Genomic DNA, 25,091 nt, shown 5'->3' with positions numbered 1-25,091 from the left:
TCTACCAAGCTGATTACTTATGAACCAGCCTTTTAATCATATCTCATTGCCTTTAACTTGTCAACCGAAATTTTAAATTTTATAATTTTGAATTTCGATTTCCGTCGCAAGCAACTTAATTAATATACCGCTTTGTTTGGAAAATGTCAAACACAATTTATATTTATTTATAATCGCGTTTGTGCTTTCCTCGCGAAGCAACTTAACCAATATATCATCCGTACAAACATGTGTCAACGGAATTTATCACTTCTAATGGTAATCACATTTATTAGTTGAAAATTATAACCGTTTTAACCGTCTTATCGACCATCATAACTAGTTTTATAGCTAGTTGAGGCGTTAAGATAGTTCCACATCTATTTCTCATGACCATCGTCCTTTGTGAAGAGCAATTTGCTTTGGGCCGGGTGTTTACGCAAATATTGCTTAGTAAACACCGCAACTTCTGCTTTATTATTAACATTTACATTAGCTGATGTCATTGCTTTAGTCAGTTGAGAATAAAATTGATCAGCAACGGGGTCATATAAATGAACCAGTAGATCGTGATTAACTTGAATCCAACTTGCTAACTCTTTCTGATGAGCTGGTTGCACGACATTCAATAAGACCGTCACTGCAGTTGGAACCAGTTCGAATAACCGTTGCTGCTTTTCGTGATCATCCAATAACCTCACAAAGCGGTTGAAAAATAAATCTGCCATCATCTCCGTAGTCCATTCAGCAGGTTGTTTACCATAACCTTCTATAAGTACCTGTAGCACGAGTGAGTTAATTAAGACGATATTTTGTTGATCAGCTTCACTCATATTACTAACAAGAGGCACCTCAGCAACCTGGTCAAGCCAGCTATCTAGTTGTTCATCAAATTGTGCCATGTCTTTCCTCCTCATTCAGTTTTATCATTATATGAAAGTTTCTACTATAATACAAACTCTTAAAATTATGGAAAAGCAAAATCAAAGCTAAAGACATTTTAACGATTTTCATGTATCCTTATCAAACGTATATTTAAACTTAAAGAGGAAGTTAATCATGAAAGAAGTCGTTATCCTAAGTGCAGTTAGGACCCCAATAGGGAAAATGGGCCGCCAATTAGCAAACTATTCATCCGTTCAATTGGGAACACTGGCTGCTAAAGCTGCTATTCAACAGGCACAGATTCAACCCGATATCATCGACCAAACTATTATTGGCAACGTTTTGCAAGCCGGCTCAGGTCAAAACGTCGCTCGGCAGATTGCCCTTAATAGTGGACTGCCAGCTACCAGTACTGCCATGACCATCAACCAAGTATGTGGTTCTGGAATCAAAGCCATTCGTCTGGCACAATCTGCGATTATCATGGGCGACGCTGACACGGTTCTTGTCGGCGGTACTGAAAGCATGTCCAACGTCCCTTACCTGCTCCCCGATATGCGACAAGGAACAAAGTACGGCGAGAAAAAAGTACTAGACGGCATCGAACATGATGCATTACGCGATGCATTTACCCAGGACTTAATGGGGATTACAGCCGAAAACGTTGCGGAAAAATACCGTGTTTCACGTGCCGAACAAGATGCCTTCTCTCTGCGCTCTCATCAGCGAGCACTAGCTGCTACTCAAGCTGGTTACTTCAACGATGAAATTATTCCAATCACCATTGCCGGGAAAAACACTACTGTGATGACTCAAGATGAAGCTATCCGCCCCGACACCTCCCTTGAAGCCCTCAGTCACTTAAAGCCAGCCTTTAAATCAAATGGCACTGTGACTGCCGGTAACTCTGCTGGTTTGAACGATGGTGCCAGTATGCTGGTATTAATGTCAAAAGAAGCCGCCGATGCTGCTGGATTAAACTATTTAGCCGTGCTTGATGGCTATCAAGAAGTGGGAATTGATCCAAGCATCATGGGGTACGCTCCCTATTACGCTATTTCACAGCTATTAGCGAAACAGAAAAAAACGATTGCAGATTTTGATCGCTATGAACTAAACGAAGCCTTTGCCGCGCAGTCAGTAGCCGTTTCCCGTGACCTGAAGATTCCCGAAGATCGCCTTAACGTTAGCGGTGGTGCCATTGCCTTAGGTCACCCTGTTGGTGCTTCTGGTGCCCGAATTCTGACAACTCTCGTTCATGATTTGCAGCGTGAACGGCTTGAATCCGGTATAGCGGCGATTTGCATCGGTGGCGGAATGGGGATCGCACTTTCTGTTCACCGAAACTAACGATTACTTACTAAGTATGAAAGTGTGACACAACTCGGTAGATTCCAGAATATAACGTAAACAAGCCATTCCGACAAAAACGTCGAAATGGCTTATTTACGTTATATGGCCAGAACCTGAACTGTATAACAGGTTTGGGCTAAATTAAAGTATTGCACAAACACAAACTTTAAGTTGTCTTTTAGTCAAGAAACCAGATGAAATTTTTACCAACAGACACTTATGTCACAACTTCATCCCGTTATTTAGCCTCTTCAAACTCAGCATATAGCTCGAAAGGAACACGTCGCCTTAACGTTACTGTATCTGGTGCTACCTGACAATCCAGTGCCACCACTTGAACACCCGCTTGCTGTGCTGCGGCAATTGCATCCGTCAACTTTGGTGCCCGTTCGCGATAAATCGTCATCAGACGTGCGTAATCCAATTGCACAACGAACAGTAAGTAAGTAATGGCACCCTCTTGAGCCGCCCGCGTTAACTCATGAACGTGCTTCACAGCGCGCACGGTGGGGGCATCTGGAAAAGCAGCCACCCCATTATTCTCCAAGGTCACTCCCTTAACTTCGATCCAAAGATCCTGCTCTGATTTTGTTTGCCCCCAAAAATCTAGTCGTGAGTCATGATAGACGGTTTCAGGTTTAAAGTGGCTTAACTCCGGCAAATCTGGCAGTTGAAGTCTGTGCATCAGCTGAGCTTCTTTCACTAGCTGATTGGGCAGCTGACTGTCAATATTGATCCAGTGAAGTCCCTGCTTTTTGACAGCAACCAAATCGTAATCTGTCTTTCGCGTTTGTTTTGGCTGATAATTTAACGCAACTTGCGTACCGGGCACCAGTAATTCTTTACTTCGTCCGGTATTTTTAATGTGGACCGTTACCGTTTCATCCGCTAACTTGCAGTGCGCAATAAATCGGTTAGGCCGATCAATGAACGTTGCTAACTTAACATCCTCATACTGCATTCCAACCACCTCTTTTTCATTTTACACTGCACTAGACCTTTTTAAAAAGCCACTAAAGGGGTAAAATTTAGGCTAACTATTTATTAGGAGGCAAAACATGTCAGCTACATACTTAAGACGGGCGACCCCAGCAGACTTACCCGCAATTACAGCCATTATTAGTGGTGCTAAAGCCTACTTAAAGGAACAACAAATTAATCAGTGGCAAGATGGCTATCCAGATCCTGCAACCCTTAAACAAGATATCAAAGATGGTATCACCTTTGTTTTGATCTACAACAACACGGTTGCTGGAACTGCAGCTTTACACCAGGGTATCGATGTTAACTACCTCAAGATTGAAGATGGTCAATGGATCAGTGGTACCAGCGACCATTATTCGGCGATTCACCGAATTGCTGTAGCCAGCGATTTTCGTGGGCATCACTTGTCAGAAACTTTGATGACTGGTCTCATCACCATTTCCGGTTTACTGGGTTTTAAGGACATCCGCATCGATACCCATCCAGAAAACAAGGGCATGCAACACGTCATTACCAGCAGTGGCTTTGACTATCGTGGTATCGTACACATGCAACGAGATAACGCGGTTCGTTACGCCTATCAGTTGCTCATTAAATAGTCAGCGAGGTGAACTCCTATGACCATTGCGGATACCGCAGTGCAAATGAAATTAATGATTTTATTTGCAATTGGCCTGATTGCATTGCTAACGGTCATTATCCTTAGCATTCGACGCGATCACCGAATTGCTTTAAATTCAACGCTGCCCTTAATTATTGTGGCGTTCTTCATGCTGATTGTCTTAATCAGCCTACTGCTTCTGTAAAAAACGATACTCAAAAAGGCTTGATTCTTCAACACAAAAGTTGAAGGACCAAGCCTTTTTATATCATATATGAATTAAGCCTGTTGCTGACTGTGATCCGCTCGCCTGCGAAGCAACCAACGCCAAACGCTCCATATAGTTCCTAGGACAAATAGCACTAGCCCAAGAACTGAAAGCAATCGTCCTGCTGATAGTCCCGGCGTTTGATAAGTTAACCGAATCTGATGTTTCCCAGCAGGAATTTTAGCACCAATAAAACCCGTATTAACTTGTTGCGTAGGCGTACTACGCCCATCCACCGTCAAATGCCAGCCCTTCGTGTAAGGAATGGAAGTTGTTAGCACACTCGCTTGAGTGCGGTCAGTGGTTCCTGACACGTGGTTGTTGGTTACCTTTAATTGTTTAAGACCTTGTTTTTGAATTTGGGTCGTCTTTTGACGGTAACTTTGACCAAACGGAACCGCAATCACTCGCACGTTCTTGAAACTCATCTGATTAGCTTTGGTAAAGGAAACATTGATCGTTTGTCGTGCTTTCTTAGCATATCCAAGATTAATCAAAACTTTATCGCGCTTCTCATAATCCGACAAATTATTAATTCCTAATTGCAGGATATTAGCGTCTTTGTTCTGAGTTGTCACTTGAAGATTGTAAGAGTTAAAGTACTGGTTATTCATAAAGTTTCGCCAGTAGTTTAATTTAGCTCCTTGTGAAAACGGAACATCCCCCATTATTGACCGACGTGCAGTGTAATCTAAACGTTCAGAAATAGAAGGGAATTTGGTTTTAATACCATCAAATTCAATGTAAAGTTCACTGTTCTTATATGCAGAAGGATTCTTTAATGTGATTTGATAATCAGCATTTTGACCGAGGACGTCACTTGTCATGGTCTTTAACCCATTTTGATTAGTCTGACTATCCTTTTCAACAATCGCTTGGTTTTGCTTCATCATGTTAGTGATTGCTTTGGAGGGTTTCGTCGTTTTGGCAATTTGATCATACGCTTCAATTTGCTTTGGCGTCAGTTCTTTCGACTTAATTTGGGAGAGAACTGAATGACCAGTATCATGTTTGACCTGATAAGCAATTGCCTGGTCTTCCGTGGTAATTGGTTGATAGTTCATTTTAACAGTATATGGAACCGTCTTCGCCGTTGTTGCCGCTTTGACCGTCTTAACACCACTCACCTTGTGATCAGTTAAGGTGCCATCCAGCATCGCCTGTTCCTTATCACTACCTGAAAGTTTCTGATATGATTGTTTATCAAGCTGCTGAGTTTGGGTATAGGCAAGCGGTAAAGCATACTTATTCCGATAAATCGCTGTACCAGTATGGTTATCTAGGGTATAGACAGCTTGATTTTGAAAGATCATGGGCTGGCCATCTTTATCCTTGATTGGCTCAAACCCGTAAGGCACTTTCGATTTACCCACTTCATCTTCACGAACGAATAGATATTTGACGTGTAACAGTGATGAGAATGTTGTCCGATTATCAACGTTTCGAGTTGGATTATTCATAGTGTTCTCACTGTTAAGCAACTCTTTATTGACATCATCAACCGAACCGTTTTGAACGGAAAAGTACGAACTGATCGAATGCATATTTAACAGCATCGGGATGTTGTTCCCCGCTGTTTTCAGCGTGTAATAATCAGACGTCTCCGCTGTGCGGTAAAAACTCTTGTCGTGCTTTGTCAGATACCGGTTCGCGTAATCGTAATACGTCGAGATCCAGTGTGGAGCAACACCAAGACTGAGTTGAGAGGATGTCGTGTCACTGTATTTACTACTATAAAAACCAAGTCCCATGCTAGCAGCGTTCACGACTACTAGCACAAATAAACTAAACTTTAATCGCTGACTTTTAAGCCCGCCAATAAACCCATAAGCAAGCACTAGTAACGTCACGAAGTAAATGCCGTACATCACGGCATTATGAGCCCGCATTTTGAAAATAAACCCGTTACCGACCCAAACTAATGCTAATAACAGCAAAGTGCCCCGCACAAACCATTTAAAATCAGCGGGAACAAGTTCATGCAAATGATCAATAAATAGCCCCGCAACTAGGGCAAACGGTAGCTGTGCCAGTAAGACCCAACGATTGGATGGCGTGCTCATCACGTTCATCACCGCTGCAAATTGTGGGAGCAGTAAGCCAACCGCAATTAATATCAGGGTTAAATTGAGCATCAGATACTTCTTAAAGTGCCGTAGTGACCACATTATTGCCAGTACGGTTAGCCCACTGGTCCCCATAACAACCCAGTACATTTTTGAACCACTAGAATCCAGAATAACGTTAGGTAACTTCATGTAATAAATTGCTGGATAAAGTTTCAATCCATTCGCAAAAGTACTGGATCCTGACCTTGAGGAATTAAGCATCGACATGACGTTTGGTAATAATATGATGCCCGAGATCAGTAATGCCATCACAATGGTCAAGATAAAATAACCAAGCGATTTCGGTAGCGTGCGAACTAACTCGTCTTTACGTTTAAGATCAAGGTAACGAACTACAGCAAACACTAACGACCCCATTGCGAGTAAATAAGCAAAGTAAACGTTACTAATTAAAACGATTGCTGTGATTGCCACTAACCACAAAAATGATTGACCGTGATAGATCTTATCAATCGCTACACAAAGTAACGGGAAGAAGATCAGTGGTAGCAAGAAGAATGGGTGATGGTAAGCAACGTAGAACGAAAAACTGCAGAACGTATAGATTAACGTTGAAATGAGACTACCTGTACGTTTTAACTTCATCTGCTTAGCAAAAGTTAAAAAGGCTAGTCCCACTGCATACACACGCAGAATGGTAAGCACCTGATATCCTAGCTGAATCTTATCCGCTGGGAACAACGCGATCAGGTAACTAAAGGGATCTCCCACTACATAGTAAGAAAAAGTGGTCATTTGATCGGCACCAAGTCCCAAATTCCACGACCAGCTAAATAACGACTGATGCCCGGTTCCGCGAAGTATGCGATAAAACTCTTCTAATATTGGATAATGCTGCGTAATACCATCCATGTTCCAAATCGTGGTTTGTCCCATGAGGCGCAAAGCACCAAAAGAAAAAAGTATGATAAAGCCAAAAGTAACCGTATAAATTAACCAAATTGGAATTTTTTCAAATATCTTTCTCAAAATTATTCTCTCCGTTTTAGAATCAATTGTTCACATTATGCCATTATGCCATACCTCTGACATGAAAAACAGACGCTTCTGTTTGCAATTCGATTAAGATTTTCTTTCAAGAATAACGTTCCCATAACAATTTCTTTTATTCAAACTTGAATCATCATACCCGAACCAGCTGATTAACCGATAGCAGATAAAGATACTTTTGAGCCACTGGCCGATGCAGCATCTTCTCCAAAGCCAGTGCGTATAATCGCAACTGACCCTCATAACGGTGCTTTACTTTTTCAAGACCAGCTTCCGTTGGCTGTAGATAATCCGTCTTGTAATCAAACAACGTGATACCCTCTTCAGTTAAAAAGTACCCATCGATAATCCCATGGATCAGGATTTTGGCGCCTTCGTCCCGCACAGTTGTGAAGGCATCTGTTGCTGGCAATAACAGTGAAAATGGCGTTTCCCGTTTCAGACTGTCTTGGTGTCGCAAAATGGTCTGTCCAAATTCGCTGGTAAAGAAGTTCACTACCTGTTCCTGCTTAATGCGTGCAGCAACCGGCTGCTGCATGACTTTTTGATCAACTAATCGGTCGATAACCGTCTGAACAGCATCAAGATCAACGGGCTTGGATAGATCTAATTCCTGAAAAATCAAATGAGTAGCAGTTCCAATTTCCGCAGAAGTTGGCGCGTTAATAGTTTGCATAAAAGCAGGTTGCTCAAGTTCATGGGTCACAAAGCGATTGCCGCCTTGAGCCGTTTGCCAATCTGGCTGATAATCCCCTAACTGCTTCAAGTCAGGGTCTTCAAACAGCCGCTTAATTTCGGATACCGACTGATAAGCAGTGGTCTGCGTTTCAGCTTGATTTTGATAGCTAAAGGTCATCAGCTGATCAATCTCATCAACGTTAACATCCGCATAATCCGAAATAGCCGCCTGTTCCTTCAAGTCCTGTAACCATTTCTCGCCCGTTTCAGCTTTTAGTCGTGGCCCCATACCAATGAGGTCGTCTGCTGAATAAAAGGTAAGGTCAAACTGAGTATCATCGCTTTGTAAAGCCGGCAACACCTTTTTCTCCGGATTCAGTTCAAATCTCGGGTGCCTCATCAGCGCCAACCCGATCCAGTCTAGGAAGTTATGGGTTTTCTCTCTCAGGTTGGGATTCAAAACTAGCGAGTCATCGTGATTAGCTGCGCTCCAGCCCTTAAGCAAACTGTCTTGGCCCTTACACTCACCCACGATATAAAGTCGCTGTTCGGCTCGAGTTAGTGCCACATAGAGTTTACGCATTTCCTCAGCCAGCGCCTCTTTTCGAGTAGCTGCCTGAATGACTAACTTAGGCAGGGTTGGCGCCATAAGCCGCTTTTCAGGATCAAAATAATCGATACCGATGCCGAGTTGGTTATTGAGAATTGCCTTATCAGTGAGATCTTGAAGGTTGAACTTCTTTGAAGCATTCAGCAAGAAGACAACTGGAAATTCCAGTCCTTTACTGCCATGAATCGTCATGACCTGTACCGCATTTTCGGTGGCTCTGGTTTTTGCTTCGGCGAGGTCATGGTCATTTTTCTGCATCCGTTCAATGAACCGAACAAATTGAAACAGGCCCTTAAATCCGTTTTGTTCATAGTCAGCCGCCCGTTCGTACAAAGCATGTAAGTTCGCCTGACGTTGCGGCCCCGCTGGCATTCCAGCAACATAATCCAGGAAACCAGTAGTCTGATAGATTTGCCAGATCAAGGTTGCCAGCTGTTTTTGCCGCGCTGTGGTTTGGAACTGGCTTAACTGTTCCAAGAACTTCTGAATCTTGGGGTATAAACCATCCGCATACTGATTACCAGCATATTCGGTATGATAGCGTTCATAAAAGTGGAGTAACGCAGAATAGTAATCATCCGTTTTGTCACTAATTCTTAAATAGGCCAATTCATTTTCATTCAAACCAACAATTGGTGACCGTAAAACGGCAGCCAGCGGAATATCCTGGTAAGGATTATCAATAATCTGCAGCATGGCCATCATTATCTGAACTTCCGTGGTTTTAAAGTAACTTTGAGCATCATTGATTTGAACCGGAATATCAGCTCGGCCAAACTGATCCTGAATCTCCAGATTATTCTTCTTCGTTGAAGCAATAATCGCAATGTCTTGGTATTTCAATGACCGCAATTCCTGCGTAGACCGGTCCCAGATTTGGGTATCCTGCCCTAGCAGTTCGCGAATCTTTTGCGCCATCAAGGTCACTTGACCTTCATCACCATCGGGCACCTCATCCGTACCCGCTTCACTAGGGGCTTCTGTATCATAAATCATCAATGACGCTACGTTGGGCAACGTATCCGGATAGCTGGCACCATACACTAATTTAGCTGAACCGGCGTACTTGATTTGCCCCAATTGTTCATCCATGATCTGGGTGAAAATTAAGTTGGTAAAATCATCTACGTTTTTCATTGAACGGAAGTTTTCCGCCAGGGTGATTTCTTTACCAGCATCCGGATCTTCTCGATACCGGTTGAATTTTTCAATAAATAGCTTGGGCTCCGCTAGTCTGAAACGGTAGATGGACTGTTTAATGTCCCCCACCATAAACAGGTTACCTGGATGCTCGTGCGCTAACGTGGTAACGATGGCCTCCTGAAGCTCATTGGTATCTTGATACTCATCCACCATAATTTCGTGGTAATCCTTGGACAACTGTTCGCGGACGGCCACTGCTTCAGGGGATGTCGTTTGCAATATTTGCAGCGCGAAATGTTCAATGTCACTGAACTCCCAAACATGACGGCGACGCTTCTCAGCATCATAAGCAGTGGCGAATTTTCCCACGGTTTCAGCAAGTTCTGCAACGATCTCGCGACTCTTATTCATTGCCTCAGCCGTTTCTACCTCGGGTAATGGCATTAATTTAGCCGCCGTTTCAAGCGCATCTTTAGCATTGTCCCGATGAGTCACATAAACTTCTTTAATTGCTTGATAATCATCGTACTCAGCCGACTTCTTGCCAATCGATGGTAGCCGGCCCCACGGAAATTCGTTGAGTCCTAAACGTAAACCATTCCAGGATAGCTCGTCCATGTTGAACTCTGATAATGGTGACAGCAGACTGTCCATGTAGGCCACCGCTTTATCGATTGCGGCATCTTCAGCCAAATCACGCCCCTGCTGCAATTCCCGTTTAGCCGTATCCAACTGTTGCTGAATCAAGGGTAACAGCTGTTCTTGAACAATTTGACTTGCCATTAACGAGCCATCCACCTGATAGGGTTCAGCCAAGGTCTTTAACCAAGCACTAGGATTCGGTTTGGCACCCATAAATTGAAAGACTTGCATCACTTTGTCGGTGAGGCCGTCATCTGAACGGTCATTGGAGAAATTCTGAACCAACCGTTTAAATACCCCATCTTCGTCATTTTGATACAGCTGTTCGCGGACATCGTTCCAGACTTCATCTTTCAGCAGCGCACTTTCAGATTGATCACCCAAGATTCGAAAAACGGGATCGAGGTCAATCAAATAGTAGTAACGCTCAACAATTCGCTGACAAAAAGCATCTAATGTACTGATGTCGGCAACCGGTAAAACCGCAAGCTGACGGGATAGATACCGCTGTTCCGTTGCGTTAGCCTGACTGATCTGTTCTCGAAGGGCGGTCTCAATCCGTTGCTTCATTTCAGCAGCTGCGGCTCGAGTAAACGTGACGATGAGGAGGTTTTCCAGGCTTTCATGCGCCAAAATCATATTGATGACTCGATCAACTAGTACCCGAGTTTTTCCAGAACCTGCCGAAGCTGATACGAGTAAATTAGTTTGGTGAGTATCCAACACTTGCTGCTGACTTTTAGTGTATTTCACGGCGTTTAACCTCCTCTGCAATTTGCTTCATGATTTCATCCGCTTTTGCTGGTGCCGTTTGTACCCGATAGCTATTCTCCGGCAGCATTGGATCAAACTGCATAATAGCGGTATACGGCGAATTCGTCATCGCCGTTGGACCACTCAGCGGTTTATAGGGATTCAACTCGATCTGACCGTCAAAAATGCTACTGCCAGCTTCAGTAATCTTCATTTCAGTGTACTGTAACAGATTTTGTAACTGATCCATGGTAATGATGGAGTTCGACTTAGCTGCTGAACCATCCTTTTTTAATTTAAACGGAAATACCTTAGCCGCCTCACTGACCGCTAACTGCGGTTCCAGACCGTGAATCAACTCGTCATCGGCAACTAAGACCCCTTCGTAACGTTCCTTGGCCAATAAAGCACTGGAAATATCCGTCCTAATATCGCTGGGACGTAACCGCGGATTCTGCAAGTGCAGGTAGAGTGCGCCAGCCAGCTGGGCATCCGGATCATCGGCAATTAATGCCATGTTCTTTTGCACCACGTCCAGATACGTCATCATTTGCATGGCGATACCTTCGTAGATGTCGTTGAACTTCACCGTGTGTTCACTGGACTTGTAATCCACGATACCGATGTATTCGTTATTCGGTAGTTTCAGCGTGTCGATTCGGTCGATTTTTCCACGCACCCGAATTTGTTTTTTCTTTGGTAAATTAAATTCCAGTGGTGGCAGACCATCCTCTGCACCGATGTGGCCAAACAGGACTTCGGTTTTTCGGGCCCGCATTGGGGTGTACTGACTTTGCTTGTGGAACGTCACGGCCATTTGCCGGACGACACCAATCAGCTGTCCCTTAATAAACGCCATCCGATGACTACTATTCAAAATAGCGTACTGCAGGTTTTTAGGATCATTCAGAATTTGACCGGTAATCTCATCGATCAGCTCATTAAGCTGTTGGTCATCCAAATCGGCTAAATCAATTTTTTCCGCGTTAACCCGTTTCATTAACTGGTCCATGGCAGCATGGAAAAATTCGCCAGTATTGGCTGGTGACAGTTCAAACTCATCTCGTTCACGCAGCTTTAACCCATACTTCAAGAAGTACGCATACTGATTACGATAGAACTCCTCCAGCTTTGAAATCGAACTGTTAATGGTGTTGCCGTACAACCCAGTCACGATCTCCGCGTCTAGTTGTGCTGGCACGTTACGGTACGAGATACTACCTAACAGCTTTTCGGTTAGCGCTTGCGTGTCCCCTTGACTGAGCACTTGGTAAACGTACTGCCACGAGGGACTTAACCGAACGTTACGATCACGACTGTCATTGCTAGCTTGAATCAAGTGCCGCAACGTTGCCCGCTTAGCTCCCAGATAAGGGTTAAGATCTTGTTGATCAGCTTGCGGCGTTGCCGTATGACTAATAATTGGTAAATTAAAATGCTTTTGTATCCGCGCTAAATAAGGACTGATCTGATTTTGTTCATCATCGCCCGCATTGATCGGATACGTAAAAATCAGGCGTTCACTTGGCGTCATAAAGGCTAAGTAGTTGATGTATGGCTCACCCTGTAAGGTCATAATGCCATCATCGTTCAAATATTCACCTTCAGGTAACGTCAGTTTTTGACGGTCTTGGTCATTTAGCAAGTGCGTTGGCAAAGTGGTATCCGGCATGGTTTTATCGGTAGAACCAATCATAAACGTGATTTTACGATTATTCATTTGGATGATCCCACTTTCGGAAATCATCACTTGGTCAAGCGTTGAAGGAATCTGAGAATAATTAGCCCCCTCAAAACCAGCGTGCAGCAACGATAAGAAATCCTGCGACTGAAAGAGTCGATCGCCAAGAATGGTGACGTACTCATCTAACAAGTCGCAAAACGTCTGCCAAACCTGTTCCGGCTGGCCTGCTGACACTAAGTCGCCAGCCTCAATGGCGTGATCTCGCCAGGCCATTAGTTGGTCAACGACCCCGTTTTTAGTCATGAAGTTCACTAATAACGTTGCTGCTTCACGGCCATTTTTAACGTGATCCAATTTTTGATAGAACGGTACTAGCGTATCCCGAATAAATCTGCGAATACCGTTGATCTGATCCGAGGTTGCTTGGTCAGCGCTGGTGGCTGTGCCTAAATCATCGCTTTGAAGCCGAGCATACGGCCAGTCTTCCTTTTGCAACCAGCGTGATCCCTGATAGCCCATTTTCAACACCCAGTTTTCCGTCTTAAATAGGGCGTCACGGAAATCCTCTATCGGCATATATTGGCCATCACCTATTTTAGGAAGTAACAGTTCTGTTTTTAATAACCGCATAATATCGGCATACTGAAAATGCTTGCGTTTGATCTCAAAAATCGCGTCAATCAGTTCAACCAGCGGATGGTCCGCCATTGATTGCTGGACATCACTAAAATAAGGAATTTCCTGGGCGTTCATAATCGGTGCCAAGATAGTCTCGTATTGATCGAGGTGACGAGTCAAAATCAAAAAATCGCGGTACCGGTACCCTTTTTCCGCCACTAACTGGCGAATCATGGTGGCCACCCGAGCGACTTCGGCATAGCGATTATCCGCCTGAATAATTTGAATGCGATCCGCCTGTTGAAGCGTTTCGCTAGCCGTTGACGTCACACCTGTAGCAGTCGTCTGCCAATAGGTTTCCAATTGCTGCAACTCTGGCGTTGTCCGAGCAGCTGTTGCTCTAATATCACGTAATACGGGAACTGATAGCGCCCTTGCTGTTTGATAGAGCCGCATATAAGTTCGTGACGGTTGGTAGAACAGACTCTGTTCGTTAATGGTATCAGTCGTTGGCGTGCCCTGATCAAGAATCAGCGCCACTTTTACTTCAGCCGCCCGCTTCATCAGCGTTGATAACAGTTTCATTTCCTGCGCCGAGAACTGGGTCTGAGAAAAACCATCGAAGTAAAAATGAGCGTGGCTTAAATCAACCTCTTCTAAGTAAGTACTCAGTTGATTCAGCAAGTCGGTATTAGCAACATACTTATTGGTCATCGCCTGTTCAAAACTATCGTAGATCAACACCAGATCGTGTAGTTTGGCATCCAAGTCCGCACTAGTCCCCGTCATCTCTTTAGCAACTTGATCTAAGTCCAAAACGCTTACTTGACCCGTTTTTAACTCCAATATTTGCCGAGTTAACAAACTAATGAACCCCGGACGATCAGCTTCGCCAGCGAATAGCCGCAGTTCATCTTGATGGTCTAAAATGGCTTGATAAACCAGCATGTTCATGCCCGCTTGTGAAATTCGAGGTAGTTGATAAGCCGGTGCGTTTTTCATAAAGAACCAGGCCAGCCGGGTCAGCGACAGCACCTGAACCCCTGATTGGGCATAGGCACCATCGTCATTTCCAGACAGTTTGGCCAGTTGTGTCAATACCTGAACTTCAGACTCGAACTTAATGTGGTTTGGTACCAAGTAATAAAACTGGTCATCAGGGTGTTCCTGCTGCGCTTTTGCCAGCTCTGATAACAGGCTATTTTCATGGTTAACACTTGCTTTTCCAATTACAAATTGCAACGTCATCGTGTTGGTTCCTTTCTATCATCATTCACGAAACTGCGAAATGGTTTGCACTGGGTCTCTTCGAATTTTGCTGATTTTATCATAGCATATTTGAACGTCTGTTCTAGTCGTTTTCAAACAGATTTAAGGAATTTATAGGAGCTTTTTCTCAGTGATTATCGTCTTGAAAAAATGGTCTAATCACCTTTGGATTCAACAGCGTCCTTTCAATCTTTTTAAATAAATACGGCAAAGCCTATGCAGATCATGGTCTGCATAGGCTTTGCCGTATTATTCGAATAGCGATTATTTCATCAGTAAAATCCTAATTATTAACGTACGGATATTCACTCTATTTTGCTAGTGCATCAATCAGCGTTTGATTAAACGCCGGAATATCTTTTGGCTCTCGACTAGTAATTAGATTTCCGTCAACGACCACGGGCTTATCCTCAACGCGGGCGCCAGCATAATAAAGATCCGGCTGAACCGTCAGATAGGCAGTCATCGTCCGACCATGAACTAAACCAGTCTGAATCATTAATTGCGGACCGTGACAAAGCGCTGAAATCAGCTTATTAGTCATTAAGAAGTCCTTGGTAAAATCAACGAAACGCTGATCTGCACGTAATTGGTCGGGTGAAAAACCGCCCGGAATATAAAGGGCATCAAAGTCTTCTGGCTTCACATCCGCAATCGACTGATCAATGGTGATGGCTGTATCGTGTTTACCGGTTACGGTACCTTTTTCGAATCCAATGACAGTAACTTCGTGGCCAGCCTCACGAATTGCGTTGACCGGATCCACAAACTCAACGTCTTCTACCAAATCAGTAACCACAACTGCAACTTTTTTCATCATATCTTCCTCCTTTGTTTGTAAGTCCATTATTACGGCTTACGAGCAAACCGGCAATAACGCACTTTTTTGTGCCCATGAAGATTTTGCTAGTGAAAGGATCCCAGTGCGTTTTAGTTGCCGTTTCCTTGGCTCTAAGATATGATTTTATCCTGCCAAAATTACTTTGTGGAGGATAACATGACTGACGCACTTAGAAAATACACGCAAGAGAAAATCCAGAAGAAAGATTTTGATTGTGCTAAGGAATACACGCTTTCGATGTTCTCTGGTAAATACAAAATAGTGATCATTTATCACTTATTTCACGACGGTACCATGCGCTTTAGCCAAATCCAACGTTTACTGGTTGACGCAACTCATAAGATGCTGGCACAGCAGCTTAAAGAATTAGTCGCTGATGGCCTGGTCACTCGCCGTGAGGAAGTTTCTAACAACCGCAAAGCTGTCTATTATAGCTTAACAACAACCGGTAAAAGCTTAATGCCCATTATTGAAGAAATGTTTACTTGGGGAACCAAGCGGTTAGAACAATTAGCGTTACAAAGTAACTTTAAGTTAGATTGAAATTTGTTTCACGTGAAACTTTTAACGTATATCAAAATTTCATCTAGTTTCTTAACTAGAATATAATTTAAAACAAGCACCGTTCTGATAAAGCCATCGGAACGGTGCTTGTTTGTTTTAAATTCTGGAAGCTACCGAGTTGTGTAACGCCCTTATTCTTGATTCACTTTAATATAGTTTTCCTGCAAAACCGCGTTGGTATATTGCTCCAAGTCAGCTAAGGCTTCCGGATCATCACTTTGATGTGCCGCTTTACTTTCCGCAATTGCCCACTTGGCCAAATTATCCGTGATTGGGACAATATCCTGCAAAATATGCATCTTAGCCTGATCTGCGTGAGCTTTACGAATTTCTTTAAAGCTTTCATAATCGGTGATCAATCGCAAATTATCGCCGCTAGAAAATTCAGTGGATTCAAAAATAACAAAATGAGACTTTTGGTTTGCCTCATCCATTTGCGATTTAAGCATGTCCAATTGTTCAGGGTTCGTCTTAATCGTCACAGCGCATCACCTCTTTACATCCATTTTAACAAATTTTTGTCCGGTAAACGAGGTGTCGCGAGGCTTTTAAAGCATTTTAACTATTTCCGAACTTGTCCATCACCGTAAATAATGTACTTGGTGGACGTTAATTCGTGTAATCCCATTGGTCCACGAGCATGTAGCTTCTGAGTACTGATCCCGATCTCGGCCCCAAAGCCGAATTCGAAACCATCCGTAAACCGAGTGGATGCATTGATATAGACGCAGGCAGCGTCAATCTGCTGTAGGAAACGTTGTCCGTTTTGATAGTTATCAGTGATGATGGCTTCGGAATGTTTCGTGTTGTGGGCATTAATATGAGCGATGGCTTCGTCCTCAGAATCAACGACTTTCACCGCCATAATCAAATCGTTATATTCTTCGTCCCAATCGCTATCCGTTGCTGCCACCATACTCGGCACAATGGCACAAGCCCGGTCATCACCGCGAAGCTGAACACCTTGGTCCGCCAACGCTGCTGCAATTACTGGCAAGTACTCGTCAGCGACGGCACTATGAATCACTAACTTTTCCGCCGCGTTGCAGACTGATGGCCGCTGAACCTTGGCGTTGACCGTAATATCAACGGCCATCTGTAATTCAGCATACTGGTCTACATAAATGTGACAATTGCCAGCGCCGGTTTCAATGACAGGCACTTTAGCGGTAGTCACAACTCGTTGGATCAAGCCACGGCCACCACGGGGGATCAACACATCCAAATATTGAGTCAATGCCATCATTTCGTTAGCGACTTCGTGAGACGTATCGTGAACTAACTGGACGGCGTTTTCGTCCACGCCCAATTCCTTTAAAGCTCCTCGGAGTACATCACTAATGGCAATGTTAGTCTGGATGGCTTCTTTACCGCCTCGCAACATCACGGCATTACCACTTTTATAACTTAACGCAGAAGCATCCGCCGTCACGTTTGGCCGAGCTTCGAAAATAATCCCAATCACACCCAATGGCACTCGCTGCTTGCCAATCATCAACCCGGCGTCATTCTTCCACATCTTGTCGACACTACCGATTGGATCCGGTAATTGAGCCACTTGACGCATACCTTCTGCCATATCGCTGATCCGGTCAGTCGTTAAAGTCAGCCGGTCTACAAAACTAGCTTTCAGAGCCGTTGCGTTTGCCAGATCCTGCTGATTAGCAGCCAAAATGGTAGCCGCATTCGCCACCAAGGCATCCGCCATGGCCGTTAATCCAGCGTTACGTTGCTGGTTAGATAGTTGTGCCAACTGAGTTTCAGCCTGCTTTGCAAGCTGACCCATTTTTTCTAATTCAGTCATATTAAGTGTTTCATTAGCCATGCGAAACAGCTCCTTTTTCTTCGGGAGTAAACCAGGTGCCCACTGGTTTACCAGCTAAAATATCCAAAATAATTGCGGGGTCTTTGCCACTTGCCAATACCATTTGCCGATTATCCTTAAGCATAATCTCTGCTGCTGTCAGCTTCGTCACCATGCCGCCCGTACCATAACGACTGCCGCGACCACCAGCTACGGCATAGGTTTCATCATCGATGTGATGAATCGTTGGAATTAACTGAGCATCATCGTGTTTAAGCGGGTTTTGATCGTAAAAGCCCTCAATATCAGACAGCATGATCAGCAGGTCCGCATCCACGTGGGTCGCCACAATAGCGGACAACTGATCGTTATCACCAAACTTAGTCCGATGATCCATTTCGTCTACCGCAATGGAGTCGTTTTCGTTAACGATTGGCACCACGTGTTTGGCTAATAACCGGTCAAAGGTATCCATAACGTGTTGGTTGCTAGCTGGAAAATCAAACACATCGTGAGTCAATAATAGCTGGCCAATCGTTTGATTATAGTGGGCAAACCGCTGATTAAACATGGTAATCAACTTGCTTTGGCCTATCGAAGCCAACGCCTGCTGCTCACTGATCTCCTTGGGTCGCTCCTTCAGCCGAAGTGCGTTTAAGCCAACACCAATCGCCCCAGACGAAACTAAAATAACTTCCTTACCCTGTCCGCATAGCGTACTTAGCGCGAAGGCGAGTTGATCAATCACCCTTAAGTTAAGGCCGCCGCTGGGGTAAACCAAGCTACTCGTCCCAACTTTAACGACTAATCGTTTAACATTCATCTTTCGGTTGCTGAGCTGAGCTCCCATACCTATCCCATCTTTCTGTCTCGAATAATTTCTCATTAAAAAACCATCTCTATATTACCCATCATTATTGCTTATTTTTCGGTTTTTGACAACCAATATCGATGGCTTTCTTTCATCTATGCACATGAAATTAAGGTGAGATAATTAGTCAGTTAGATTAAAAAAGTCTAATTTTATCCTTGACTTTTAATTTTAAATGGCTATTATTATTCACATAAACAAGTTTTCATTTCACACATATTTAAATTATTTTTCAAAGACTATGCGTAGAAGAGTAGTCACTGGCAAGATTCACAGGGAGCCTCAATCAGTGCGACGAGGTAATCGACCCAGCGATGAAAGTAATCTACAAGTCGTGACCGCGACGAATGTTCGAAGTGGTCACTGGGAATGCGCCCATTACAGCAATGAAGTATCGTGGACCGACCGCGCATCGGTTTGCCGTACTTTCAAAGTCAATCATCGCGAGGTGGTTGAAAATTAAGGTGGTAACACGTCGATAACACGTCCTTAGCTTTTATAAGCTAGGGGCGTTTTTTATTACCCCGTTGTTTCACCAAATTCACAGGAGGTTTTATATATGAAAACATCACTCACGAAACGTCAATATATTATATTAGGTTCACTGCTATTCGGTCTCTTCTTCGGTGCTGGGAACTTGATCTTCCCGATTCATCTAGGTCAGCTAGCCGCTGGCAACTGGGGACCTTCCGCTATCGGATTTCTGTTAACTGCTATTTTATTACCGTTATTATCGATTCTCGCCATTAGTTTAACTCGCAGCAGTAGCGCTTATGACCTCGCAAGACCAGCCGGTAAAGGATTCGCGCTCTTCTTCCTGATCATGATTCACGCCACTTTAGGGATTTTGGTTGCTTCACCACGGACAGCCACCACTACTTTCGCCATTGGGATTCAACCATTCTTGCCAAAGGCTTGGGATCAAATGGGACTACTGATCTTCTCATTCCTGTTCTTCGGCATTTCACTCTTACTTTCTTGGAACCAATCCAAGATCACTGATTACGTTGGTAAATTACTCAACCCAATCTTAATTGCTCTCTTAGCTTTCATCTTCTTCATGGCTTTCATCATCAAAGGTGACATCCGTCAAATCTCAATTCTCCCAGCTGGCTCTGGTGCCGGCAGCAACCTGATCAACGGGTTCCTACAAGGTTACAACACCATGGACGCTCTTGCCGGATTAGGTTTTGGTGTTACGATCATTACCGCGCTTAAGTACTTTGGTATGAACGATACTGGTGCCCGTTCTAAGGCCGTTGCTAAAGTTGGGGCTATCAGCATGGGGCTTGAAGCTATCATCTATATCTTCTTGATTGCCCTTGGTGCTTCTAGTTTAAGTTACCTCAAGTTAAGTGCTGATGGTGGGACTGCTTTCTCCGCTATCATGGCCCACTACACCGGCATGATTGGTATCGCCATCCTTGGTGCCGTTACCTTCCTTGCTTGCATCACTTCATGCATTGGCTTGATGGCCGCCCTTTCAGAAGACTGGGGCCACCGTTTTCCAAAACTTGGCTACCACTTCTTCCTGACTTTCAGTTCCATTGGTGCCTTCATCATCGCTAACTTCGGTTTGGATCAAATCATCACTTACTCCACACCACTACTTAGCTTCATCTACCCATTAGCAATGTCTCTAATCTTCTTGGGTCTATTACACCCATTCATCGGCAAGAATACGTTCATCTACAAGACGACGATCATCTTGACCTTTATCCCAGCCTTCCTAGATGCCTTTCACACTTTGCCACCATTCTTCGCTAACATGGGCCTATTCAAAGCCATCAATGCTTGGGCTGGCAACTTCATCCCGCTGTTCAATCAGGGGTTGGACTTCTTCCCATTCATGCTGATCGGTATCTTGGGTAGCTGGGCAATTACCAAGCTCTTTAACTTACAGCCATCTGCTAGTCTTGAGAAAAAATAAACTGTTTATTTCCTATTAATAGACCACATAATATCAGACTTTCAAAACACACATATTAACCACATAGTTTCAGTTCCTCCAAACACACATATAAAAATGACCTCTTGTTTAGCTCATACAGCTGAACTAGGAGGTCATTTTAGATTTATCATTACTTACTAACTACCGCTATTGACTGATTAACATGCGTGCCGTTTTGAATCTCATCGACTACTACCTGCGCAAACGCTGCACCAGTGATTGGCTTAATGGGTACTGACTTTCCTTCATTAATAAGCTGAGCCTCACTATCGCCAGTTTGATCATCAATTATCGGTCGCAAAACGGTATACGGCATCTCGGCTTCATCCACGATTTTAATGCCATAACGTTGCTGTTTGAGGAATTCTTTAACATCGGTGATTCCAGGATAAGTGAGCGTGCCATCGACTTCTTGATCAATGCCCGCAACCGAACGCATCACGGTTCTCACAGATTGATGTTGTTGCCGTAATGCCGTAAACACGGCCTCCAGCTTCCAATCCACATCCATCCCAATAAAGTCGGAATAGATGACATCCACGCCCTTAATTGCTTCCACATAAGTGGCTGCTTTGCGTGCATCACCATAAAAATCAGCAGTTTCGTCTACTTCGGAAAAGCCAACTACTGCCACATCATTCAGTTGCCTAGCCACTAATCGTGCGACTGGTTGATCAATCCCCAAAATTAAACACTTCGTCATTCTTCTAACCTCGTTTCGTTCATGTCGATATTCACTTTACACTATTTTTCGATTATTTTCTCTCTTCATTTCCGAACATTCGGTTTTTTAAATAATTATTATTCGTATATTGCAAATGCTATAAATTAATGTTACGATAATATCTGGTTTTTATTTACGAAACACGAACATTACGGCTATTATTTTAGATAAAGGGAGTTAATTCTTATGGGTCAAAAAATTGCGTCATACTTTCAGTTCGATGAGTTAGGGACATCGTATAAGAAGGAATTCCTAGCAGGTTTAACCACATTCATTTCAATGGTCTACATTTTGTTTGTTAACCCCAACGTTTTAGGGGTTTCTGGCATGGACAAGGGTGCTGTCTTCACCGCAACCGCATTGGCCAGTGCCTTTGGCTGTTTCTTAATGGGGATCGTTGCTAAATACCCCATCGCTATTTCAGCGAGTTTAGGGATCAACGCCTTCTTCTCATACACCGTTGTCTTAGGGATGAAGATTCCTTGGCAAACAGCTTTGGCTGGTGTGTTTGTGGCTTCTATCTTATTTATGATTTTAACTGCCTTTAAGATTCGGGAAATGGTGGTTGACGCCATTCCTCGTGATCTGAAAATGGCCATCAGTGCCGGGATTGGTTTATTCATCGCCTTCATCGGTTTGAGTGATGGTGGCTTAGTTACTGCCAACAAATCAACAATGATTGGTTTGGGTTCATTACACGTCGGCTCAACTTGGTTAACCATTATCGGCTTACTCCTCACCATTATTTTAATGAGTGCTAGAGTGCCAGGTGCTATTTTCATCGGGATGGTCATCAACGTTATCGTTGGTTTATCAACCGGTTTAATTCATGCACCATCTCAATGGGTGTCTGGTGTACCAAGTATTCATTCCACTTTTGGGGTGGCACTGATGAACGTGGGCCACATCAACACCTTGCAGTTAGCCGTGGTCGTTTTGACCTTCTTACTGGTGACCTTCTTTGACACTACCGGGACGTTGGTTGGTTTGACTGAACAAGCCGGCATCGTTAAGGACAACAAGATTCCACGTATTGGTCGGGCTTTGACAGCTGATTCTACTACAATGGTTGTGGGTTCACTGTTGGGGACTTCACCAATGGGTGCCTTCGTTGAATCCTCAGCTGGGATTGCCGTTGGTGGTCGCTCCGGGTTTACCGCTGTGGTCGTCGGGGTATTGTTCCTATTAGGTTCATTCTTCTCCCCACTGCTGACCGTCATTACTAGCCAAGTGACCGCTCCCGCTTTAATCATCGTTGGGACATTAATGGCACAATCTTTAAAGAACATTCACTGGGAAAAATTCGAAATTGCGGCTCCTGCCTTCTTAATCTTGGTTGGTATGCCACTGACTTACAGTATTTCAGATGGGATTGCTTTAGGTTTCATCACTTATCCACTATCAATGATTGCTGCTAAACGTGGTAAGGAAGTTAGCCCAATTATGTACGGTTTAGCCGTTGTCTTCGTCATCTTCCTGTGGATCTTGCAAGCTGGCTAATGTGGTACAATTCAATTATGCAAATAAAACGGCGGTTTCCTTTAGTGGGAACGCCGTTTTAAATTCTCTGAGAAATGAGGCAATATTTGTGACTATCCAAGAACACCAAGCGTGGATCAAACAATTTTATGAAGAGCGTAACTGGTACCGGTTCAATCCCCTGATTCGGATGAACTTCTTAACTGAGGAAATGGGCGAATTGACACAAGTCGTCCGTACCATTGAACTAGGCCGTGACCACCCTGGGGAACATAAAGCCACTGCACAGGAGTTGCGCGACCATCTCAAAGAAGAATTATGTGACGTCTTTGACCAGACGCTGATTCTCTGCAGTAAATACGATTTAGACCCAGCCGAAGTTTTCCAGTACGGTGAAAACAAGCTAAAAAAGCGGTTCAATTCAGAAGCCTAACTTGAAATTTGGGCTCAAGTACGGTAATGTATACCACTGTTGTATATCTGTATGCAGCACTCATTTAAATATCTCAAAACGGAGGAAGAATTTACGATGAATTCTAAGACAACACACTTCGGCATTGACTCAGTGGCAGATATTGCCCGGGTCGCTGTCATCGCTGCACTCTATGTCGTTATCACGACGGTCTTGGCAGCCTTTAGTTTTGGACCTGTCCAGGTAAGACTGGCAGAGATGCTTAATCTATTGGCCATTTATAACAAGCGCTATGTGATCGCCGTTCCACTTGGCGTTGCCATTGCCAATCTGGCTTCACCATATGGCATCGTCGACATTATCTGGGGCAGTTTATCAACTTTTGTTACCATGCTGGTACTTTATTATGTGGCGAAGCACATTTCGAATTTCTACGGCAAATTAGTCGCTGGCGTCTTGATTGTGACCTTTTCAATGTTTACCATCGCATTGGAACTGGCCTGGTTAGGCAACGCTGCCTTTTGGCCAACTTTCTGGATCAACTGGGGTACCATTGCCATTGGGGAATTTATCTCACTGACCATTGGCGCCATCTTGTTAGTCTTGATGAGTCTGCGAATCGATTTAAATAAACTGTTTGATTAATTCATCAATACCCGCTGATCACTATTAAACATAGTGGTGAGCGGGTATTTTTTTGCATTTGAAAAATCATAAGTTTTCTCAGTTGCGACTCAATCCAAATTGCTTTATGGTTACGTCAATAATAACCGTAACCATACATTAAGGGGAGTTGGCCTATGTTTCTAGCGTTGAAAGAAATCAAAAAAGAAAAGTTCAGATCGTGGCTAATTATTGTCATGATTGTCCTCATCAGTTATCTGATTTTCATTCTAACCAGTTTAGCAATCGGCTTAGCCCGAGAAAATACTGACGCCATCAACTCTTGGGGCGTTGAAAAGATTACCCTCAGTTCTACTGCAAATGTCGATATGCGGCAGTCACTTTTAACAAAAAAACAGGTTGGCACACTAACGAAAGATGAAGCTTACCTTGGTGAAACACCCGTTGTGGCCGAAGCCAAGGGACACAAGCAACAGTCGGCTTTCTTTGTGGGGCTTAAAGCCAATCAATTTATTGCTAAAAACATCAAACTCGACTCTGGTCGTTGGGTCAAACGTTCTCACGAGGTTGTGGCGGATGACTCGTTCAAATTAAAGGGGTATCAATTAGGCGACAAGTTCAAATTAGCCGATGATAAAAGTAAATTTACCATTGTTGGTTTTACTAAGAGAGCCAAACTAAACGTCACACCAGTGCTTTACGGTCAGCTGAGCACCTGGCGCACGCTTCGAGGCATCGCCATGGGTCCGGTTACCAGTGTAGTAGCATCCAAAAACAGCCAGTACAAGGCGTCTCAATCAGGAACCAAGACCTACACCCGTCAGCAAATTATCAATAAGCTGCCTGGTTATCAAGCACAAATTTTAACCTTCGCCCTCATGATCAGTTTCTTAATGATTATTTCATTGATCATCATTGCCGTTTTTCTCTACATCCTCACCATGCAAAAACTACCAAATTACGCTGTTCTGCGTGCTCAAGGTATTCCAAGCCGGGTACTGGTCAGCGCAACGATCAGCCAATCGCTGATACTGGTTGCGAGCGGCTTAGTTATTGGTACCATCCTAACCGTGATCACTGGTTTCGTCATTCCAGCACAAGTCCCAATGGCGTTTGATATCCCAATGTTGGCAGCCGTTGGCCTAGGAATCTTGATCATGGCGTTGATTGGCAGTCTTATACCAGTCAGAACCGTCCTCAAAGTCGATCCCGTTTCAGTGATTGGAGGTTAACAG

At 43.9% G+C, this 25,091-nt stretch carries 20 protein-coding genes; 10 read left to right on the top strand and 10 right to left on the bottom strand.

The annotated features are described in order from the left end of the window. Nucleotides 1-359: 359 nt before the first annotated feature. Nucleotides 360-881: a hypothetical protein gene (locus AC6H04_RS01075; protein ID WP_497569930.1), complete on the bottom strand. Its 522-nt coding sequence runs from the start codon at nucleotides 879-881 to the stop codon at nucleotides 360-362. Between the two features lie 157 nt (nucleotides 882-1,038). Between AC6H04_RS01075 and AC6H04_RS01070 the strand changes: the two genes are divergently transcribed. Beyond that, nucleotides 1,039-2,214: an acetyl-CoA C-acetyltransferase gene (locus tag AC6H04_RS01070; protein ID WP_497569929.1), complete on the top strand. Its 1,176-nt coding sequence runs from the start codon at nucleotides 1,039-1,041 to the stop codon at nucleotides 2,212-2,214. Between the two features lie 241 nt (nucleotides 2,215-2,455). On the opposite strand, the gene sfsA is transcribed toward AC6H04_RS01070, so the two are convergent. Beyond that, nucleotides 2,456-3,178 carry a DNA/RNA nuclease SfsA gene (gene sfsA / locus AC6H04_RS01065; protein ID WP_497569928.1) on the bottom strand — a complete coding sequence of 241 codons (723 nt, stop codon included), beginning with the start codon at nucleotides 3,176-3,178 and terminating at the stop codon, nucleotides 2,456-2,458. A gap of 97 nt (nucleotides 3,179-3,275) precedes the next feature. Here sfsA and AC6H04_RS01060 point away from each other — a divergent pair, with 97 nt between their 5' ends. Both AC6H04_RS01060 and AC6H04_RS01055 read left to right on the top strand, forming a co-directional pair. Beyond that, complete coding sequence (locus AC6H04_RS01060; protein ID WP_497569927.1) at nucleotides 3,276-3,800, top strand: GNAT family N-acetyltransferase; 525 nt, start codon at nucleotides 3,276-3,278, stop codon at nucleotides 3,798-3,800. Between the two features lie 18 nt (nucleotides 3,801-3,818). After that, on the top strand, nucleotides 3,819-4,007 hold the full coding sequence (locus AC6H04_RS01055) for a hypothetical protein (protein WP_497569926.1): 189 nt from the start codon (nucleotides 3,819-3,821) through the stop codon (nucleotides 4,005-4,007). A 74-nt stretch (nucleotides 4,008-4,081) separates the two neighbouring features. Here the strand turns inward: AC6H04_RS01055 and AC6H04_RS01050 are convergent, their stop codons facing one another. The 4 genes from AC6H04_RS01050 to AC6H04_RS01035 form a co-directional block, all read right to left on the bottom strand. Further along, nucleotides 4,082-7,168 carry a YfhO family protein gene (locus AC6H04_RS01050; protein WP_497569925.1) on the bottom strand — a complete coding sequence of 1,029 codons (3,087 nt, stop codon included), beginning with the start codon at nucleotides 7,166-7,168 and terminating at the stop codon, nucleotides 4,082-4,084. 154 nt (nucleotides 7,169-7,322) lie between these two features. Continuing rightward, nucleotides 7,323-11,015: a helicase-exonuclease AddAB subunit AddA gene (gene addA, locus AC6H04_RS01045; RefSeq protein WP_497569924.1), complete on the bottom strand. Its 3,693-nt coding sequence runs from the start codon at nucleotides 11,013-11,015 to the stop codon at nucleotides 7,323-7,325. Beyond that, nucleotides 11,002-14,565, bottom strand: a complete 3,564-nt coding sequence (locus AC6H04_RS01040) for a PD-(D/E)XK nuclease family protein (RefSeq protein WP_497569923.1) — start codon at nucleotides 14,563-14,565, stop codon at nucleotides 11,002-11,004. The genes addA and AC6H04_RS01040 overlap by 14 nt, the downstream gene beginning before the upstream one ends. Before the next feature lie 331 nt (nucleotides 14,566-14,896). Further along, entirely contained in the window at nucleotides 14,897-15,406 is a 510-nt protein-coding gene (locus AC6H04_RS01035) for a type 1 glutamine amidotransferase domain-containing protein (RefSeq protein WP_497569922.1), read from the bottom strand. Between the two features lie 177 nt (nucleotides 15,407-15,583). On the opposite strand from AC6H04_RS01035, the gene AC6H04_RS01030 reads away from it, so the two are divergent. Beyond that, nucleotides 15,584-15,970 (top strand): winged helix-turn-helix transcriptional regulator, encoded by a 387-nt coding sequence (locus tag AC6H04_RS01030; RefSeq protein WP_497569921.1) that lies wholly within the window; start codon nucleotides 15,584-15,586, stop codon nucleotides 15,968-15,970. Between the two features lie 152 nt (nucleotides 15,971-16,122). Here the strand turns inward: AC6H04_RS01030 and AC6H04_RS01025 are convergent, their stop codons facing one another. From AC6H04_RS01025 to proB, 3 genes are all read right to left on the bottom strand, one after another. Further along, on the bottom strand, nucleotides 16,123-16,473 hold the full coding sequence (locus tag AC6H04_RS01025) for a hypothetical protein (protein ID WP_497569920.1): 351 nt from the start codon (nucleotides 16,471-16,473) through the stop codon (nucleotides 16,123-16,125). 80 nt (nucleotides 16,474-16,553) lie between these two features. Continuing rightward, nucleotides 16,554-17,816: a glutamate-5-semialdehyde dehydrogenase gene (locus tag AC6H04_RS01020; RefSeq protein WP_497569919.1), complete on the bottom strand. Its 1,263-nt coding sequence runs from the start codon at nucleotides 17,814-17,816 to the stop codon at nucleotides 16,554-16,556. Further along, nucleotides 17,809-18,681 (bottom strand): glutamate 5-kinase, encoded by an 873-nt coding sequence (gene proB, locus AC6H04_RS01015; RefSeq protein WP_497569918.1) that lies wholly within the window; start codon nucleotides 18,679-18,681, stop codon nucleotides 17,809-17,811. Before proB ends, AC6H04_RS01020 begins: the two co-directional genes overlap by 8 nt. A 274-nt stretch (nucleotides 18,682-18,955) precedes the next feature. Here proB and AC6H04_RS01010 point away from each other — a divergent pair, with 274 nt between their 5' ends. Together AC6H04_RS01010 and brnQ are read left to right on the top strand one after the other, a co-directional pair. Beyond that, a complete protein-coding gene (locus tag AC6H04_RS01010; RefSeq protein WP_497569917.1) occupies nucleotides 18,956-19,129 on the top strand; it encodes a hypothetical protein in 174 nt (57 codons plus the stop codon). Nucleotides 19,130-19,225: 96 nt separating this feature from the next. Continuing rightward, a complete protein-coding gene (brnQ, locus tag AC6H04_RS01005; protein ID WP_497569916.1) occupies nucleotides 19,226-20,596 on the top strand; it encodes a branched-chain amino acid transport system II carrier protein in 1,371 nt (456 codons plus the stop codon). Nucleotides 20,597-20,747: 151 nt separating this feature from the next. Here brnQ and AC6H04_RS01000 read toward each other — a convergent pair whose 3' ends face one another. Then, entirely contained in the window at nucleotides 20,748-21,320 is a 573-nt protein-coding gene (locus AC6H04_RS01000; protein ID WP_497569915.1) for an NAD(P)H-binding protein, read from the bottom strand. A 207-nt stretch (nucleotides 21,321-21,527) separates the two neighbouring features. Here AC6H04_RS01000 and AC6H04_RS00995 point away from each other — a divergent pair, with 207 nt between their 5' ends. The 4 genes from AC6H04_RS00995 to AC6H04_RS00980 all read left to right on the top strand — a co-directional run bounded on the left by AC6H04_RS00995 (nucleotide 21,528) and on the right by AC6H04_RS00980 (nucleotide 25,088). Next, nucleotides 21,528-22,841: an NCS2 family permease gene (locus tag AC6H04_RS00995; RefSeq protein ID WP_497569914.1), complete on the top strand. Its 1,314-nt coding sequence runs from the start codon at nucleotides 21,528-21,530 to the stop codon at nucleotides 22,839-22,841. A gap of 88 nt (nucleotides 22,842-22,929) precedes the next feature. Then, the gene (locus tag AC6H04_RS00990; protein WP_497569913.1) at nucleotides 22,930-23,253 is read left to right on the top strand and encodes a MazG nucleotide pyrophosphohydrolase domain-containing protein; all 324 of its coding nucleotides are present in this window, start codon (nucleotides 22,930-22,932) and stop codon (nucleotides 23,251-23,253) included. Between the two features lie 96 nt (nucleotides 23,254-23,349). Further along, nucleotides 23,350-23,877 (top strand): QueT transporter family protein, encoded by a 528-nt coding sequence (locus AC6H04_RS00985; RefSeq protein WP_497569912.1) that lies wholly within the window; start codon nucleotides 23,350-23,352, stop codon nucleotides 23,875-23,877. A 155-nt stretch (nucleotides 23,878-24,032) separates the two neighbouring features. Next, nucleotides 24,033-25,088: an ABC transporter permease gene (locus AC6H04_RS00980; RefSeq protein WP_497569911.1), complete on the top strand. Its 1,056-nt coding sequence runs from the start codon at nucleotides 24,033-24,035 to the stop codon at nucleotides 25,086-25,088. The last annotated feature ends 3 nt before the right edge of the window (nucleotides 25,089-25,091 follow it).

Source organism: Secundilactobacillus sp. MJ173, assembly GCF_059704265.1.
The sequence above is the reverse complement of the archived record's forward strand: the minus strand, read 5'-3'. Positions and strand labels throughout refer to the sequence as shown.